At 54.2% G+C, this 17,540-nt stretch carries 15 protein-coding genes; 8 read left to right on the top strand and 7 right to left on the bottom strand.

The genetic code is table 11. From position 1 onward, the window contains the following. Nucleotides 1-2: 2 nt before the first annotated feature. Entirely contained in the window at nt 3-1,685 is a 1,683-nt protein-coding gene (locus CFI10_RS12935) for a Mu transposase C-terminal domain-containing protein (RefSeq protein WP_010791757.1), read from the bottom strand. Between the two features lie 494 nt (nt 1,686-2,179). Further along, nucleotides 2,180-3,484: an IS1380 family transposase gene (locus CFI10_RS12930; protein ID WP_206835077.1), complete on the bottom strand. Its 1,305-nt coding sequence runs from the start codon at nt 3,482-3,484 to the stop codon at nt 2,180-2,182. 93 nt (nt 3,485-3,577) lie between these two features. Between CFI10_RS12930 and CFI10_RS12925 the strand changes: the two genes are divergently transcribed. Together CFI10_RS12925 and CFI10_RS12920 are read left to right on the top strand one after the other, a co-directional pair. Next, nucleotides 3,578-3,865, top strand: coding sequence for a hypothetical protein (locus CFI10_RS12925; protein WP_206835074.1), 288 nt, complete (start codon nt 3,578-3,580; stop codon nt 3,863-3,865). A 91-nt stretch (nt 3,866-3,956) separates the two neighbouring features. Next, nucleotides 3,957-4,631, top strand: coding sequence for a class I SAM-dependent methyltransferase (locus CFI10_RS12920; protein WP_242529987.1), 675 nt, complete (start codon nt 3,957-3,959; stop codon nt 4,629-4,631). Here the strand turns inward: CFI10_RS12920 and CFI10_RS12915 are convergent. Further along, nucleotides 4,597-6,336 (bottom strand): sensor domain-containing diguanylate cyclase, encoded by a 1,740-nt coding sequence (locus CFI10_RS12915; protein ID WP_206835071.1) that lies wholly within the window; start codon nt 6,334-6,336, stop codon nt 4,597-4,599. The genes CFI10_RS12920 and CFI10_RS12915 overlap by 35 nt on opposite strands. 234 nt (nt 6,337-6,570) lie before the next feature. On the opposite strand from CFI10_RS12915, the gene CFI10_RS12910 reads away from it, so the two are divergent. From CFI10_RS12910 to CFI10_RS12890, 5 genes are all read left to right on the top strand, one after another. Beyond that, complete coding sequence (locus CFI10_RS12910; protein ID WP_206835068.1) at nt 6,571-7,332, top strand: SDR family NAD(P)-dependent oxidoreductase; 762 nt, start codon at nt 6,571-6,573, stop codon at nt 7,330-7,332. A 14-nt stretch (nt 7,333-7,346) separates the two neighbouring features. Then, nucleotides 7,347-8,498: an acyl-CoA dehydrogenase family protein gene (locus tag CFI10_RS12905; RefSeq protein ID WP_206835066.1), complete on the top strand. Its 1,152-nt coding sequence runs from the start codon at nt 7,347-7,349 to the stop codon at nt 8,496-8,498. A gap of 57 nt (nt 8,499-8,555) precedes the next feature. Beyond that, nucleotides 8,556-9,737, top strand: coding sequence for a thiolase family protein (locus CFI10_RS12900; RefSeq protein WP_206835063.1), 1,182 nt, complete (start codon nt 8,556-8,558; stop codon nt 9,735-9,737). Between the two features lie 440 nt (nt 9,738-10,177). Continuing rightward, a complete protein-coding gene (locus tag CFI10_RS12895) occupies nt 10,178-11,461 on the top strand; it encodes an AAA family ATPase (protein WP_206835061.1) in 1,284 nt (427 codons plus the stop codon). Then, complete coding sequence (locus CFI10_RS12890) at nt 11,461-12,345, top strand: hypothetical protein (protein ID WP_206835058.1); 885 nt, start codon at nt 11,461-11,463, stop codon at nt 12,343-12,345. Before CFI10_RS12895 ends, CFI10_RS12890 begins: the two co-directional genes overlap by 1 nt. 55 nt (nt 12,346-12,400) lie before the next feature. Here CFI10_RS12890 and CFI10_RS12885 read toward each other — a convergent pair whose 3' ends face one another. After that, on the bottom strand, nt 12,401-13,606 hold the full coding sequence (locus tag CFI10_RS12885; RefSeq protein ID WP_206835055.1) for an IS256 family transposase: 1,206 nt from the start codon (nt 13,604-13,606) through the stop codon (nt 12,401-12,403). A gap of 217 nt (nt 13,607-13,823) precedes the next feature. Here CFI10_RS12885 and CFI10_RS12880 point away from each other — a divergent pair, with 217 nt between their 5' ends. Then, entirely contained in the window at nt 13,824-14,540 is a 717-nt protein-coding gene (locus CFI10_RS12880; protein WP_206835051.1) for a YebC/PmpR family DNA-binding transcriptional regulator, read from the top strand. Between the two features lie 186 nt (nt 14,541-14,726). On the opposite strand, the gene CFI10_RS12875 is transcribed toward CFI10_RS12880, so the two are convergent. The 3 genes from CFI10_RS12875 to tnpB are packed head-to-tail and all read right to left on the bottom strand — an operon-like array spanning nt 14,727 to nt 17,516. Beyond that, entirely contained in the window at nt 14,727-15,452 is a 726-nt protein-coding gene (locus CFI10_RS12875) for a methyl-accepting chemotaxis protein (protein ID WP_242529986.1), read from the bottom strand. Nucleotides 15,453-15,511: 59 nt separating this feature from the next. Further along, complete coding sequence (gene tnpC / locus CFI10_RS12870; RefSeq protein ID WP_206834804.1) at nt 15,512-17,134, bottom strand: IS66 family transposase; 1,623 nt, start codon at nt 17,132-17,134, stop codon at nt 15,512-15,514. A gap of 46 nt (nt 17,135-17,180) precedes the next feature. Next, nucleotides 17,181-17,516 (bottom strand): IS66 family insertion sequence element accessory protein TnpB, encoded by a 336-nt coding sequence (gene tnpB, locus CFI10_RS12865; RefSeq protein ID WP_206834807.1) that lies wholly within the window; start codon nt 17,514-17,516, stop codon nt 17,181-17,183. Nucleotides 17,517-17,540: the final 24 nt, after the last annotated feature.

Genomic DNA, 17,540 nt, shown 5'->3' with positions numbered 1-17,540 from the left:
GGCTACCACTCCTCAATCTGGTCGAACGGTTTGGCAGGTGGCTGGTTGTCTGCCTGCGGGTCAGCCATGTCCGCGTCCGGTGGTGGCGTGGTTTTGAAAAGAACTGCCGTTGCCTTGAGATGCTGGCGTCGATCCGCGTCGCGCCGCGCCTTGCGCGTAGCTTTCTGCGCGGTGGACACGATTTCGCGCATCTGGCCGATCATGCGAAACAGCGCCGACTCATCCACCTGTTCGCGCCCTTGCTGCCGCAATTTCGCCAGCGCCTGTCGTTGTTCCCAGAGGGTGACAGCCGGGTGCGACAAGGTGCGGTATGGAATTTCCAGATAGTGCTGCCCCTCCGGCTCCAGCACCCAAATGCGGCTGATGTCGCGCGGGTCGCGCCGGATCAGGAACGCAGGCAAGCGGTCGCGCCGAGCTATCCACGGCTTGAGCGCATCGGCGTAGTAATGGATGTGGTCGATGACGAAGCCGGTGCGGGTCAGCGTGCGGCGGATGATGGGCAGAAAATCGACCAGAAAAGCCGTGGTGCGAGTGATGACGGTTGGCACGCCGGTCCGCGCGATAGCTTCGGCCCAGCGCGCTGCCGGCGGCTGGAGCAGGCCGTTGTGCACGGAGCCGTGGTAGGTGCCGACCGCCAATGTGAGCCAGCGCTCCAGCTCACGCAGCGTCAGGGCGGCCTTGTTTTCGGAATCGTAGTCGCCGCGCTGGTCAGGGTTGGAGAAGGTCGTCCCTGGCAATTCGTCGTGGATCATCTGCATCGCCGTGCCGATGATCCGTTCCACGATGCCGCCGTAGTGCGGCTGCCCGAGCGGGCGATAGTCAAGCCGGATGCCATGCTGCTCGCAGCCTCGGCGTAGCGCTTCGCTCTTGAACTCGGCCGCGTTGTCTAGGTAGAGCAGCCTGGGCTTGCCGCTCATCGGCCACTCCATTTCTATGTTCAGACCCTCCAGCCAGGGACGCTTGTCGCAGGCGACATGCACAAGGCACAGGCCGACCGAAACAGATGACGGCGCTTCCAGCGTGACGACCATGCCGAGCACGCAGCGGGTAAACACGTCGATGGCGATGGTCAGATACGGACGGCCAATCGGTTGCCGGTCGCGCTCGTCCACCACGATCAGGTCGATGACCGTGTGATCAATCTGCACTTGTTCCAGTGGCGCGGTCACGGCGGGAGGCTCACCACCGACACCTTGCAGGCTGCGGGACGCATCCTGACCTTCCCGGCGGCGAGTGGCCTTGAGCGGATCGAGGCCGGCGATCCGCAGAGCCACGGTGTTGCGCGCCGGCGCCCGCAGCTTTTGCGCTTTGCAAGCCTGCGCGACCTCGCGGTGGAACGCTGCCAGGCTACGCTTCTGCTTGGTCAGGAAGCGCTTTTGCAGCAACTCGCGGATGATGCGCTCAACTGATTCCGGCAAGCGTCCCTTGCCTTTTCCGCCGCCGGATCGGCTGCGAGCCAGGTCCGTCACAAGCCCAGCACCTTGCCGGGCACGGCGGATTAGGACATACACCTGCCGCCTGGACAGGCCAAGCGCGTGAGCAGCGGCATCGGCGGCTTCATGCCCGACCACATCAAGCGCTGCCAGCGGCCCGATGATTTCCGCCCGTTGCCGGGCCTGCGCCCAAGCCGCATCGGGCAGGGTGGCCACGCCTTGCTCGGCAATCAATGATGTGTCTGACGCCATGCTCACACCTCGCTTTGGTGCACACGAGTATTGAGCATAGTCGAGATTGGTGCAGATGACTTCTGATATTGCGTTGTCAGGAGTCGCCTGCACATCTGGCGTTACGCCCCGTCAATTGGTGCAGTCGTCTTCTGAAAATGACACAGGAGGGCGGTATCAGCACCGTCCAACAAACGGTGGTTTATTATTGCTATCTAAAGGGTTAGGATATTTTCAACCGCGCTAAGCTCAACGAATACGGCTCAACTAATCGTTATGGCACAATAAGTCTTTCCTGAATCAGTGACTTCATACGCAGATTCAGCTCTGCTGGGCTGAACTCGCGAAGCCTCTTCAGCCAGGTGCTTTCGTCCACCGTACACCGGTGTTTAAGCGCGCCGCCGGTCTGTCCATGGTACTTTACCTGTATGTTTTATAACCAGCTCCATTGGTGTGGCCACACCCGATCCTGCCATACCTGGCACTTGCTGGATGTGTCGATGCCTGGTGACGGATCAGGCAGATCCATACACCCGACTGAACGCTTTGAACCCCGGACAGTTACGACCAAAGCGCAGGCTAAGCTGACGACCGCTACTGATCAGGCGGCAGGCCATATACATCAGTTCCTGCATGACCGTGCGCAGCCGCCGGCGCTTGGCTGAATGACGGACCGGCGCATCCGGCCCCAGTAGTGCCCGCTGACCCATCCAGCGCAGGATGTTGTACCCCAATACGGCGAACGCCATGATCAGATCGTTGGTATCGAATTTACCGGATGGCAGGCGTTCCAGGTCGAGGTCGGTTTTGAATTCACTATGAAACTGTTCGCTGGTGGCATGATCGCAATACAGCGCCATGACGGTTGCCTCATCCGCGATCTCGGATGAGAGTGAGGTGGTCCAGCCTTCAAGGCTGACCTCAGGTTCCAGAAACATCTGCCCCTTGGCGTCACTCTGGCGCACCGTGACTTTGACGATCAGACGGTCGCCAGTGCCATCCAGCGGTTCGCTCACCAACGTTTCCATTTTTCCGGGTCGGACATGACACCAGAGTGCACCAGCCGCATGAGCCTTGTCCATCCACGCCAGTCCGTCTTGCGAACGGGGGTTCCACTTGATCAGATAGTCCACCCCATGGGCACGAAAGTACGCACGGTTGTCGGCGGCATCGTGCGCGCTGTCGAGTCTCACCAGCAGGGGTGCCTCTGTCAGGTGTCGAGCCCGTGGCAGTACGCGGTCGAGGGTGTGAATAAACTCTTTGTTGGCGTGCTGGTTGCCGGGTCGCAGTTCACAGCCCAGACACCAGCCTTCAGTGCCCAGGTAGGCGGCAATGGGCGCGTAGCCATCATGCCCTTTGTAGGTATAGGCCACGCCCTCTTTTTTACTGTTGCTGTTGTCCATGGGGAATACGTCGATGTCCAGCGGCACATGGCCCGTGACGAGAGTACCGACAGATATTGAAGCGTTGTGCAGGAACTCGACGCTGGCCTCATCCAGCAATGGAATCAGTGCCTGGGCATCCTCATCGAATCGCTGACGCAGTCGGGCGGATGAAGGTGATTGCTTGATTCCCATCGCGGCTTTGAAGAAGTCATCATGGCGTGTCTGCTCAACGGCTTCGAAGTCGCTCTTGCCCAGACAGATCAGCCCCAAATAGGTACGGATGAGATCGATGTTAGAGATACCGTGGCGTTTGACGAGGGTGCGCGAGGTCTTGGCCAGAGAGGTCATCGTATTGAGACTATATCCGACGACGGCAAGGCCGCCGTGAGGTGTAATGACCTCGGTTTTGGACTGTTCGAGCTTGAAGGTACGCATGGTCAGAGTTCACTGTCTGGGTGAATCGATAGCGAGCTTCATTTTATCGTTACACCCCCCATGATTACAGGGCTACAAGGAATCAGTGAGGGTTTGAAGTCACGGATTCAGGTTAAAGACATTAACCGTCACATCCGCAAATATAACCTGATTACATTGCCAGCCACGCTGGTCATTGGGTTTGGCATCTACCTTCTGTTTACCGGCAATGGTGGCCAGTTTCACCCCTTGCTGGCGGAGCAATCGTTTGTGATCAAGATGATGCTGGCGGCAGGGGTCATTGAATTGCTGGCCATGAATCGGTTGGCAAAACTGAACAAGCTTAAGCATGTTATTCTCAGCAACCACAAGCTGGATCGTCGCCACAAAGCCTTTCACTGAGAGTCCTGTCAGCAAACAGGGGGCTCGAATATGGTGCGCAGGTCAGTCATATGACATTATCCGCCTGTTTTAACTTGAGCGGAGCTGGCGCGTGCTGCAGACAGAAAACCCCACTGGGTGTTGCCCTTTGTGCGGCAGTGATGACCTTTACCCGCTGTCGTGTAAAGAACGACTATATTACCGTTGTCGAACCTGTGAGCTGGTGCATTTGGAACCTGCGCAGAGGTTGTCTGAGCAGGCTGAAAAGGCTGTTTATGACGATCATGAAAATACGGTTGATGATCCCGGGTATCGCCGTTTTCTGTCACGCGCATTTGATCAGGTCAGGCAGCAACAGCCACCACCCGCCAAGGGGCTCGATTTTGGCTGTGGCCCGGGGCCTGCTCTGGTTGAGATGGCGCGTGAAGCCGGCTACGAGATGTCACTGTATGACAAGTATTACCATCCTGACTTGGCATCTCTGCAGCAACCGTACGATTTTATTACCTGTACCGAAGTGGTCGAGCACCTGGCCGACCCCCTGACTGTTCTGGATCAACTCTGGTCATTGCTGACTCCGAACGGGCTGCTGGTGCTGCAGACCAAGCGGGTGCTGGATGACGAGCGCTTTCGCAGCTGGCACTATCGCAATGACCCTACCCATATCACCTTTTTCGCTGAAACCAGCTTCCGCTGGCTGGCGCAGCACTGGCAAGCGAGCGTTAGTTTTCCCCATGCAGATGTGGCCTGTTTCAGCCCGTTGATTCGTGGATCAACACCTCGCTGAACTGATCGTTTCCATCCGTGCCAATCTGCTGTCGAAAAATGCGGTTGCGCCCCTGGTGCTTGGCTTCATACAGCGCCTGATCAGCACGGCCGATCAGATCGTCGAGGCTGCGATCCTGTTCTGACTGCTCTGCAATCCCGATGCTGGCCGTAACCTCGATCAGTCGGCCGTTCAGAGTCAGCTGTGTAAGGCGGATCTGCTCAAGCAGTCGGGCAGCAAAACGACCTGCATCTTCCAGGTCAGTATCAGGCAACAAAATCAGAAACTCTTCACCGCCCCAGCGTGCCGCCAGGTCACCCTCGCGTACCGTATTCAAAATGCACTGGCCCAACTGACATAACACCCGGTCACCGGCTGCGTGACCGTGCGTGTCATTGCACTGCTTGAAATGATCGATATCCAGCACTACGGCACTGAGTGGGCGCCGCCGGCGGTTTCCGGTTTGCCAGTGGCTCTCGGCCAGACGATAAAGCGCACGACGGTTATTGAGCAGCGTTAAAGGGTCGGTATTGGCGGCATGCTCCGCCCGAATCTGTTCACGATGTACATGACGTATGCGCGCCGCAAGCGCCAGTGCCAGTAGGGTGGCTTCGGCCAGCATGCCGATTTCGGCGGCGCGAAAGCTCCACTCCCCCAAGGGCAGGCGCCCTAATACGGCCAGTGTGGTAATGACGGTGCCACAGGTGCCGGAGATAACGGCCAGCAGGTAAAAACGAGCACTGACACTGCCTTGTGTGACTCGGCACAGCCCCATCAGCAGCATAAGGCTGGTGAAAACCAGCATGAACATAAAAGCGGCGCTCAGTGCGACCAGTTGTGAGTCTATCAGCCAGCCTGCAGTGAGGCTGAGAAGGGCCAGAGCGGCTGCAAGCTGTACCACCCGATAGCCACGAGAGCAGTACTGACGTATATGCAGAAAGCTGGTGGCAAACAGGAGTCCGCAACAGCCGAACAGGATCATCAGTGTTGGTGGTGCCCAGCGTTGCCATTCGGTGGCCTCACTCCAAAACCAGGCCAGGCCATGGCCCGAGTAGGCCAGGTTAACCAGCAGGAATGAGCCCAAATAGAGCGCATATAACAGGTGGTGACGGTCTCGAATACCGAAGAACAGCGCCGTATTGTAGAAGATCAATGCCAGCAGAAAGCCATAACTCAAGCCGTAGCTGGTCAAGCGTTGCAGCGGGAGGTGTTCCAGCTGTTCGTCATCCAGCAGGCGCAACGGTAACAGCATCGGGTCGGGTGTACTGATTCGCAGCAGCACAAGGTGCTCACCCGGGCTCAGCTCCAGTGGAAACAGAAACCCGGTCAGTAATGGGTTGCGATTGGCAAATGGCTGCAGATCTCCCGCCACAACCTGGTGGTGTAACCGTGGGCCGCGGTACTGGTACAGCCGTATCTCATCCAGCCAGGCAGTATCCAGCAGAAGGCTGCGCTCCAGTTGACTGCCGGTGTCATTGTGCAACTTCAGGGCAATCCAGACCGGTTTGCTGCCCAACCCGAGCGCCAGTGTGTCGGCATAGGGTGTGAATTGCCCCTTGTGCCAAAGTTCTGCAGCCGTGGAAGGGTTCAAGCGGGGTCCTGTTTCGATCAGAAAAGCCGTGGTCAATTCAACTGTGGCGGTATCCGCTGAATGGGCAGCAATAGCATGTGTGCTCAGTGAAATGGGCAGGCAGAAGCAGAGCAGCAGTACAGCCTTGGACCACATATTGCACCCGAAGAATTGGAACGGGAGTTTGATTATAGGCGAAAAATCGGAAATTGCAGTTGAAGAGAGACATTATTTTGCCTGTATGGGGTGGTATTCAGTTGTCTTTTTTTAACAAATTTGCTGCCGGAAATTGTCATGGCGGAGCATCGCCTGCTGATCCAAACTAAGGTCATTCCCTTATTGGTCAGCCACGACAGGTGGCACTAACCCTACAAGCGACAGGTGAGAGCAATGGATTTCAAAAACGTACCCGCAGTTGTTACCGGTGGTGCATCCGGTCTGGGTGAAGGTTCGGCCCGTGCACTGGCGGCCGCTGGCGCCAAGGTTGCGATTTTCGACCTGAATGAAGAGCGCGGTCGCCAGATCGCTGAAGAACTGGGTGGCATCTTTGTACGTTGTGACGTGTCTTCGGCTGAAAGCGCGGAAGCGGCGTTTGCGGCGGCGAGTGAAGCGCATGGCCCCTGCGGTATTGCCGTCAACTGTGCCGGTATCGCCCCGGCCGGCAAGATCGTCGGCAAGGAAGGCCCGATGCCGCTGGAGGCGTTCAACAAAGTCATTCAGGTCAACCTGGTGGGCAGCTTCAACATCATACGCCTGGCCGCCGCCGAAATGGCTACCCGTGAAGCCAACGATGACGGCGAACGTGGCGTGATCATCTCCACCGCATCCATCGCTGCCTACGAAGGCCAGATCGGGCAGGTCGCCTACAGTGCATCAAAGGGCGGCGTGGTGGCCATGACGCTGCAGGCGGCCCGTGAGCTGGCGCGCAGTGGCATTCGCGTGAACACCATCGCACCCGGCATTTTCATGACGCCGATGATGGCCGGTTTCCCGCAGGAAGTGCAGGACAGCCTGGCCGCAACCCTGCCGTTCCCGCAGCGTTTGGGTCGTCCTGAAGAGTACGGCATGCTGGTGGAGCAGATCGTGAAAAACCCGCTGCTGAACGGCGAAACCATTCGTCTCGACTGCGCGCTGCGCATGGCACCGAAGTAAGCGAGGATCGAGTGATGAATGCAGCCGTAATCGATACCGAAGAGCTGGACCTGTTCCGCGAGATGGTGCTGCGCGCACTGGAACGTGAAGTCGCGCCGCATTATGAACAGTGGGAACGCGAGGGCATTACGCCGCGTGCGCTCTGGAATACGCTGGGCGAAGCGGGTCTGCTGTGCGTGGACGCGCCCGAAGACCACGGCGGTTGTGGTGTGCCCTTTGAGTATTCGGTCATGCTGGTCACCGAAATGGCCCGACTGGGCTACGGTGCCCTGGCCACCAATGTAATGGTGCACTCCGATATCGTCGCCCCCTACATCGCCCACATCGGCAATGACGAGCAGAAAAACCGCTGGCTGCCGGGCATGGTGTCCGGTGACGTGGTTGGCGCCATCGCCATGACTGAGCCGGGGGCCGGCAGTGATCTGGCGGCGTTGCGCACCACGGCGGTACTGGACGGTGACGAGTATGTGATCAACGGCTCAAAAACCTTCATCACCAACGGTCAGCACGCCGACATGGTGATTGTCGCTGCCAAGACCGATCCAGCGGCCGGCGCCAAGGGTGTCAGCCTGTTCCTGGTCGACACCACGCTGCCGGGCTACGGCAAGGGCCGCAATCTGGAGAAGATCGGTCAGCACAGCGGCGATACCTCGGAGCTGTTCTTCGAGAACATGCGTGTACCCAAATCGGCCCTGCTGGGCGAAGAGGGCAAGGGCTTCATGTACCTGATGAAGGAACTGCCCCGTGAACGTCTGGTGATCGGCGCCATCGGTGTCGGTGCAGCCCGCGGCTCGCTGGATATGACCATCCAGTATGCCGACGAACGCACCCTGTTTGGCCAGAAGCTGAAAGAACTGCAGAACACCCGCTTCCGCATCGCCGAGATGGAGACCGACTACCGCGTCAACAAGGCGTTCATTGATCAGTGCATCAGTGAGTACTCCCGCGGCGAGCTGGATGCGGCCACAGCGTCCATGGCCAAGTACACCGCCACCGAAATGCAGTGCCGCGTGGCCGATGGCTGCCTGCAGCTGTTCGGCGGTTACGGTTACACCACTGAATACCCGATCTCACGCGCCTTTATCGACGCCCGTGTGCAGCGCATCTACGGCGGCACATCCGAGGTGATGAAGGAAGTCATCGCGCGCTCGGTGCTGGGGCGGTAACGCAACGGCCAGCCGAATAACGGATCAGAATATTAGCGACTTAACAGGAGCAACAAGATGTCAGACAACAGCATTGTGATTCTGGGTGCGGCCCGTACCCCCATGGGCGGCATGATGGGCGCATTGAGCGACGTGCGTTCACCGGACCTGGGTGCAGTGGCCATCGAAGCGGCCATCGAACGTGCCGGCCTGCAGCCGAGCGATATTGATGAAGTGATCATGGGCTGTGTACTGCCCGGTGCGCTGGGTCAGGCCCCGGCTCGTCAGGCGTCTCGCAAGGCCGGCATCCCGGATGCGGCCGGTGCTACCACCATCAACAAGATGTGCGGCTCTGGCATGAAAGCCGTCATGCAGGCCCACGACCAGATCAAGGCGGGCAGCGCCAGTATCATGATCGCCGGCGGCATGGAAAACATGAGCCAGGCGCCCTACATGCTGCCGAAAGCCCGCTCGGGCATGCGTATGGGCCACGGCCAGGTACTGGACTCCATGTTCTTCGACGGACTGGAAGACGCCTACGAAGGCGGCCTGATGGGTGTATTCGCCCAGCGCTCTGCTGATGACTTCAATATCACTCGTGAAGCGATGGATGAGTTTGCCATCGGCTCACTGACCAAGGCACTGGCCGCCATCGAGAACGGCTGGTTTAAGGACGAGATCGCCCCGGTTACCATCAAGGGCCGTGCGGGTGACACCGTTGTCGACACCGACGAACAGCCGGGCAACGCCCGCCCGGACAAAATCCCGCAGCTGAAGCCGGCGTTCAAGAAGGACGGCACGGTGACCGCGGCCAACTCCAGCTCCATCAGCGACGGCGGTTCCGCCCTGGTGCTGGCCACTCAGGCCGAAGCCGACAAGCGCGGCGTCAAGTCGCTGGCGCGTATCGTGGCGCATTCCACCCACGCCCAGCTGCCGGCCGAGTTCACCATCGCCCCGATCGGCGCCATCCAGAAGGTGCTCGACAAGGCGGGCTGGACTAAGGACGAGGTGGATCTGTACGAGATCAACGAAGCCTTCGCCGTGGTTTCCCTGCTGGCGATCAACGAACTGGGTCTGGATGCCGACAAGGTCAACGTCTACGGCGGCGCCTGCGCCCTGGGGCACCCGATCGGTTCCTCCGGCTCACGCATTCTTGTCACGCTGCTCAACGCCCTTAAGCAGCGCGGCCTGAAGAAAGGGGTTGCATCCCTCTGTATCGGTGGTGGCGAAGCGACAGCCGTGGCTGTTGAGCTGCTCTAATCAGTATTTGCATGGATTACATCTCTGCCCTTGGCTCTTGAATGAGAGTAGGCCACCTTTGGGTGGCCTTTTTTTGTGTGGTGTTCAGGTGTGACCGTATTAGCCTTTTTGGGTGTTGCTTTGACGCTACATATTGGTAAAGTCTAAAAATCCACCAGCAGGACGTCGGTGGCCGCAATGACAGGGAAAAGGGGATGGGTTGATGGCAGGGATGGTTAGTAGTTCTGTTGCTTTTAAACTTTTCAATTGGTTCCTTCAAGTTATTTTCTACTATATTGCGTGGTGGTGAAATAGCTAATTTACAAGTTATTACGTGGAAGTGTTTTTAAAGCATTTAATGCTTTGATTTTTCATGTGAGGTTAAATTGATGATTAATGATGTTTATTAGGCCTTATTCTTAATTTTTGAAATTTTATTATATTGAAATAATGGAATAAAAATGAATTTTGTTGAGAGTGTTACAGTCGAAGGATTTTGGGGTGAACGCATCTTGAGCTTTGATTTTCATGATGATGTAAATTTTGTTATTGGAATCAATGGTTCAGGAAAAACTACAGCAATAAATATCATTGTTGCAGCGCTTAAAGCAGATTTTTCTGAATTAGATAGGCTAGAATTTTCTAAAATATTCATCAAGCTAAAGTCTAACTCGAGCAGAAAAAAGCCATCAGTAGTTATTACAAAGACTCCAAGCACAGAAACACCATTCTCTTCTATTGTATATGAAATTAAAGAATCAGCTAGTGAGAAACCTTTAAAGCTATCATTAGACGATTTTGAAGAGCAAATGATGTTGCGTCGCTATCCTCGTAACTTTTTTGAAAGAGAAGTATATCGACGGCATGGTCGGAAGAGCCTTAATCACTCCCTTGAAGGATTAGTGAATGTCAGCTGGTTGTCTGTGAATAGGTCTAGTGCAAATCAAGACGATTATGATGAAGAGAATATTTCTACTGTTGATCGAAAGCTAAAGGAATTAGTAAATAGACTTGTCAGATATTTTTCAACATTGGGCAAAGCTGGTTCTGAGCAGTTCGAAAACTTTCAAAAAGAAGTCTTTTTGTCACTACTCTATAGAAGGTCAGGGAAACCATTTTTCTCAAATGCAAAAAATATAAATATTGAAGAAGAAAAGAAAGCGTTAATTGGGATTTTTAACCAGTTTAAAGTTAAGCCAAAGGAATTTGGCCAACGGATTGATAGTCACTTTGATATATTGGCTAAAGCAAAAGAAAAGCTATCATCTGAAGAAAACTCGCCACTTAATACGACCGATATATCAGTTTTGATTGGTACTGAAAGAATCGATTATATTGTCGAAGAGTGGAATAAGTCGATTGAAAAAAGAAAAGTTATTTTTGAGCCTAGAGATACATTTCTTAAAATAATAAATTCTATGATGCAAAGAAAAGAATTCTCTATTAATGCTCAAAATGAATTGCAAATAATTACTCAGTCTGGGAAAGACCTCCCTCTTCATAGATTATCATCAGGTGAAAAACAATTATTAATTGTTCTGGGAGAAGCTCTTTTACAAGAGAAGCAGCCTTGGGTTTATATTGCGGATGAGCCTGAATTATCTTTGCATGTGAAGTGGCAAGAAAGTTTGGTTGAAAATCTTAGGGCAATAAACCCTAATTCTCAAATTATTTTTGCCACTCACTCTCCTGATGTTGTTAGTATTTTTGGTGATAAGGTTTTTGACATGGAGAAAATGTTTTAATGTCATTCACTAGAACAAATTCTGGATTGTCCAATGGCCATCTTTTCTTTGATACTGAATTGATTATATATACAGAAGGTGGCGATAGAAGCTTTTCTATTGATGATGTGGAAAATGGGAGGTTTGGTACAAAGTCAATAGATATTAAATTTTGGAAGGGATTGTTTGATGCGGCTAAATTTAGAAGAAAAGTTCAGTTTAGGTCATTAGGGTCAAAAACTGCCTCTAAGCAAATCAGAGATAAAATAATCACAAAAGAAATTAAAAATGTAGCTTTGGTGCTTGATAGAGATCTTGACTTTATTACTAATCCCCCTGTGGAGTCACCATTTATATTGCATACAAAGGGGTATAGCTGGGAAAACGATGTTTATACAGAAATCAATACAATTAATCAAATAAAATCAATTCTATTAGATCAAGAACTACCAAAAGAAATAAAAGAAGAAGTTAGTTCTGCATACGCTGATTTTTTGAGAATTAGCAGACGTTTGTTAAGAGTAGAGGTTATATTTAGATCGCAAGGAATAAAATTCATAACAGAAATAAAAGGTGATAGGTTTTTTGATAATAAAAGATCTTCAAAGATAAATAAGATTCAAGTTATTAATTTCATAAAAAAGCAAAAGGTTAATTTGAAAAATAGACCGGTGAATATGAATTTTGATTTAGATGGAGTTTGTCCTATAAATAATAATTACGGCAAGCTTTTAGCTGCTCTTTCTGTAACGGTAATAAATTTTATAGTAAAAAGAAATTCTAGTTTGACATCTATTCCAACTGGTTTATTAGAATCGGCCATGTTAGAAAGATATATAAATAAACAAATTAGTTCATGTGATTCTTATTATGAGAAGATAATAAGCCAGCTGGAATCGGCATAAGTTAAAAGTTACGGAAAAATGAGGGTGTTCAAAACTCTGTGTCAGCCAACCAGCCTTATAGGCTGATGTGATGTTCCAAGCGCCCTGGGAAGTGGATGGCCATCTGTGACAGCGTCAAGTTCCAGTTCTGCACGGGGTGCGTCCAGCGCTCAGAGGACTTGAGTATACCGGCATAGAGTAGCTTGAGTAAGCTGTTCTCATTGGCGAAGCCGCCCTTGGTCTTGGTGAGCTTGCGGAACTGGCGGTGTACGGCTTCCACCGCGTTGGTGGTGTAAATCGCCTTGCGCACGTAATCGGGGTATTTGAAGTAGGCTGAGAGCGTGGGCCACTTTTCCCGCCAAGACTTGATGACCATGGGATATTTATCGCCCCACTTGGCTTCCAGGTCATCAAGCGCAAGTTCGGCGGCATTGAGTGTGGCAGCCTTGTAGACGGCTTTCAGGTCGGCCATAAAGGCCTTCTGGTTTTTCGAGGCAACGTACTTCATCGAGTTCCGGATCTGGTGAATGATACAGTGCTGGATCTCGGTGTCGGGGTAAATCGACTCAATGGCTTCGGGGAAGCCCTTCAGTCCATCGATACAGGCAATCAGGATATCTTTGACGCCCCGGTTGTAGAGGTCCGTGAGTACACTGAGCCAGTGGTGAGCACCTTCCTGGTCCGAGAGGTAGAGGCCGAGTAGTTCTTTCTTGCCCTCGATGTTCAGGCCAAGGAGCGTATAGATCGCCTTGCTGACGTAGCGCCCATTCTCTTTGATTTTGTAGTGAATGGCATCGAGCCAGACAATGGGGTAAATAGCTTCCAGGTCACGCTCACGCCAGGCTTGCAGCTCCGGTAGCAGTTTGTCGGTGACGGCGTTGATAGTGCCGTTGGAGAGCGAAACACCATACAGCTCGGCGATGTGCGTACGGATGTCCTGATAGCTGTTACCGAGTGCGAACAGGGCGATGATTTTACGTTCCAGTTCGTCAGTGAGGTAGGTCTGGTGCTTCTTGACGATCTGGGGCTCGAAGGAGCCGGTCCGGTCTCTTGGTGCGTCCAGCTCAAAGCTGCCAGTCGGACCTTTCATGGTCTTGCGACTGGAACCGTTCTTGCGGTTGGCCGTGTCCTCCGAGGCTAGATGGGCCTCCAGCTCACCTTGCATGGCGGCTTCGGTGAGTTGCTTGATCAACGGGGTCAGGATACCGTCTTTGCCGGTGAGGTCTTTGCCCTCACGCAGGGCTTGAAGTGCGGCATCCATATCGAATGTAGGTTTGGTCATGAGTCATCTCTTTTCGGTTCAGTCTAAAGAAATGACACAGAATTCTGAACACTACCAAAAATTGGGGTATGCATATTTGGCCAACTTAATTCTCTTGCAATCGGTCTGGTATGACCACCCATGGGGGGGCGTACAACGCCTGAAATGCGCAGTATCCAGCCCGCGCGTATCGCAGTAAAATCGCCAGCTTTAACGATCACTATCGGAGTAACCACCCATGGGCAGAGCGTATCAGAACCGCAAAGAGTCGATGGCCAAAACATCAGACATGAAGGCCAAGCTCTACAGCCGTTACGGGCGCGAAATCTATGTCACGGCCAAATCGGGTGGGGTCGACCCCGATGGTAATCTGGCGCTGCGTGGCTTGATTGATCGAGCGAAAAAGGAGCAGGTTCCAGGGCACGTGATCGAGAAGGCGCTCGACAAAGCCAAGGGGGCTGGCGGCGAAGACTACTCCCCGGCGCGTTACGAAGGTTACGGCCCCGGTGGCAGCATGGCCATCATCGAATGCCTGACCGATAACCCCAACCGCACCTTCGGCGACGTGCGCCAGGCCTTCACCAAGACCAAAAGCAAGATCGGTACTCAGGGCAGTGTCAGCCACATGTTCGATCACTGTGCCATCTTTGTCTTTGCTGGCGATGATGAAGAAGCGGTGCTTGAAGCCCTGATGGAAGGGGATGTTGACGTTACCGATATCGAGCTTGAAGACGGCAAAATTACCGTCTTCGCGCCGAACACTGAATATTTCAAGGCCAAGACCGCACTGATCGAGCGCTTTGGCGATCTTGATTTCGACGTTGATGAGATTCAGTTCATCCCGCAAAGCTATACCAGCCTCAGTGGTGACGATGTGGCGATGTTTGAGAAGTTTCTGGCTATGCTGAACGATCTGGACGATGTACAGCAGGTGTACCATAACGTCGAGTTCTGAAAGGACTGCCCCAGGCCAAAAACCGTCCCGTAGTGAATAGAAAGAGGCCAGCCTACTGAGCGATCAGGCCGAGCAGGAGGGCCTGACGTAAAAGCGGTTATCGCCATATGCAGAGCTGCCTTGGCGCTCGCCATGAATGATCATGTTGAGCGCCAAGGCATTTGCCGGTGTCGGGCCGGCGTGTACTTACACTTTGAAACGACCCAGTTGCTGGTCAAGGCGAGCGGCGCTGGTTGATACCTCTTTACCCAGTGCCGTGACCTGTGCGGCAGCCTGCGCCAGTACATCGGCCGAATCGCCGATGCTGGTGATGTTGCGGTTGATCTCTTCGTTCACCATGCTCTGTTCCTCGGCAGCAGTCGCGACCTGAGTGGTGTTTTCAGAAATGGCCGTGATGCGTGAAGAGACGCCTTCCAGTCGCTGATAGCTGGAGTGACTCTGCTCGACGGTCTGAGCGGCCATGCCACGGCAGTGCTGCATGCGACCGACACTGTCATCCACATCGCGTTTCAGGGCTGAAATGAGTGTGTCGATATCGCCGGTAGCGTCCTGCGTGCGGCTGGCAAGGTTTCGGACTTCATCAGCAACCACCGCGAAGCCACGTCCCTGATCACCTGCGCGCGCGGCTTCTATTGCGGCGTTCAGGGCCAGCAGGTTGGTCTGTTCGGCGATATTCCGTATGGTCTCGATAATCTTATAGATTTCGTCACTGCGGCTGGCAACCTGACCAATACTCTCTGAAGCGTCATCCAGTGCACCGGACATGTTGCCGATTTCGTCAACGGTCGACTTGAGGGTATTGCGGGTGGCGCTGACTTCATGCTCGGAGCTGCCGGCGTTCTGGGCCGTTTGACCGGCCAAGTTGGCCACCTGGGTGGCGGTGGCGGCCATCTCGTTGGCGGCTGCAGCCACGCTTTGCAGCTGTTTCTGCTGTTCTTCAGGTACACGCCGTTAAAACGACCCACTTGCCCTTAACTGTACTGCGCCACTTTTTTTGAAGTCCGCTCCAGTTCAACATTCCAGGGCAGCAGTCGCTCCAGCTTTTCCAGTGTGTCGGCGTTGGCGATACGCTCCAGCACATGCCGGATGTACGCCGAGGGTTCCAGGTCGTTGGCTTTGGCCGTTTCGATCAGGGAGTAGCAGGTGGCGCTGGCGTGAGCGCCCTGCGGGGTATCCGCGAACAACCAGGCCTTGCGACCCACGGCGAACGGACGGATGGCATTCTCGGCCAGCACGTTGCTGATGTGCAGGTCACCCCGCTCACAGTAGCCGATCAGGGTGGGCCACTGGTTCAGGGTGTATTCCATAGCTTTGCGAGTTAACCCGCCTTTCATCACGCGACCCACGTTGGCGTCCAGCCAGGCCTTGAACGCTTCCAGTCGAGGCAGGCTCGATGCCTGACGGATCTGATAGCGTTCGGCAATGCTCAGGTCCTTGATCTGACGTTCGATGGCATACAGTTTGTTGATGTGACTGAGTGCCACATCCGCTTTGGACAGCTTGGCCTGTTTGCCTTTACCCGCCGGCTTGGCCGCTTTGGTCGCTTCGATGAACTTGCGGCGGGCGTGATCCCAGCAGCCAATGCGGGTCAGCTTATTGGCTGAACAGATCGGTTCATAACCGGAGTAACCATCCGCCTGCAGCACACCCTTGAAGTCATCGAGCAGGCGCACGGGCACCGCTCCACTTCGGGAGGGATCATAGGCGAACAGGACGGACGGTTGGCCCGGCGGTCCGCCTCGGGTCACCCACATCCATTTATCGGATTGGGCAGCTTTGCCATCCTCTTTGAGTACCTGGATGCGGGTTTCGTCGGCCTGCAGGTAGGCCGCACTGTTCTGCGCTTCCCGCATCAGGTTGATCAGCGGTTTGAACACCTCATCCAGACGGATGATCCAGTGGGCCATGCTGGTGCGACTCAGCTCATGGCCCAGACGCTTGAACATCTGCTCCTGACGGTAGAGCGGCAAGCCATCGGCATATTTGGAGGTGATCAGGTAAGCCAGCAGGGCCGGAGTAGCGATGCATTTGCCCAGCGGGTGTGTCGGGCGAGCCGCGGCCAGGATACGCTCATCACCGTCCTGCTCGAACACCGCTTTTTCCTGCCAGTATTCCAGCACTTTGAGCTGAGCCGGGATGTATTCCAGCTCTTCCTTGACCTTGGTGAAGAAGGTTTTCACTGCCCCAGCTTTTTCCTCATCGCTGAGGCACAGCTCGATGCGCTCACGCAGCAGATTATCAGAGAAGCCACGCTGACGGCGTTTGGGTGTAGACGCGGCAGCAGGAGTATCGTCTTCAGCAACTTCAATATCATCCGGGAGCTGATCCCGCAGCTGATCGATCTCGGCTTCCAGCTCGGACTCATCGAAGAGGTGGATCTGGTGGACCGTTTTTTCACTGCTGGCCGCGAACCGCTGGATGCGCTGCAAGCGCAGCATCTCTTCCAGCAGCAGGATGTATTGCTCGCGCTTCTGGATATGCTGCTCTTGATGTTGGAGTTGCTGCTGTAGACCAGCCACCATCGACAGCAAGTCAGCGGTCGATAAACCGCTGAGTTCAGGCATCTTTGAGGTGGTTTCGGGCTGTGTTTTCATGGGCAAAATTATATCAAAAACAGCCAGTTGAAGCACCCAAAACCCGCTATCCAACGGCCTCATAATGTACGGTTTTATGGCCTTGCAGCAGACTGATGTCATAACCATCGAGCAACCAGTTGATCTGCTCGCCGGTCAGCGGCATCAGCTCATCAGCCGGGCTGGGCCACTTGAATTTCTCTTCGGCCAGCGCCTTGTAATAGAGGATAAAACCGTTGTCTTCCCACATCAGGCACTTGATCTTGTTACGCTGCCGGTTGGTGAACGCATACAGGGCACCAGTGAAGGGGCTACGCCCTAACTCCTGCTCAATCAGCACCGCCAGGCCATTGGCTTGCTTGCGAAAATCAATGGGCTCACGGTACAGATAGATCTCGGGCATGGACCGAGAGGGACGCAGATACCG

This window comes from Marinobacterium iners (genome assembly GCF_017310015.1).
Classification (GTDB): Bacteria; Pseudomonadota; Gammaproteobacteria; order Pseudomonadales; family Balneatricaceae; genus Marinobacterium; species Marinobacterium iners.
This window is presented reverse-complemented; position numbering and strand designations above follow the sequence as displayed.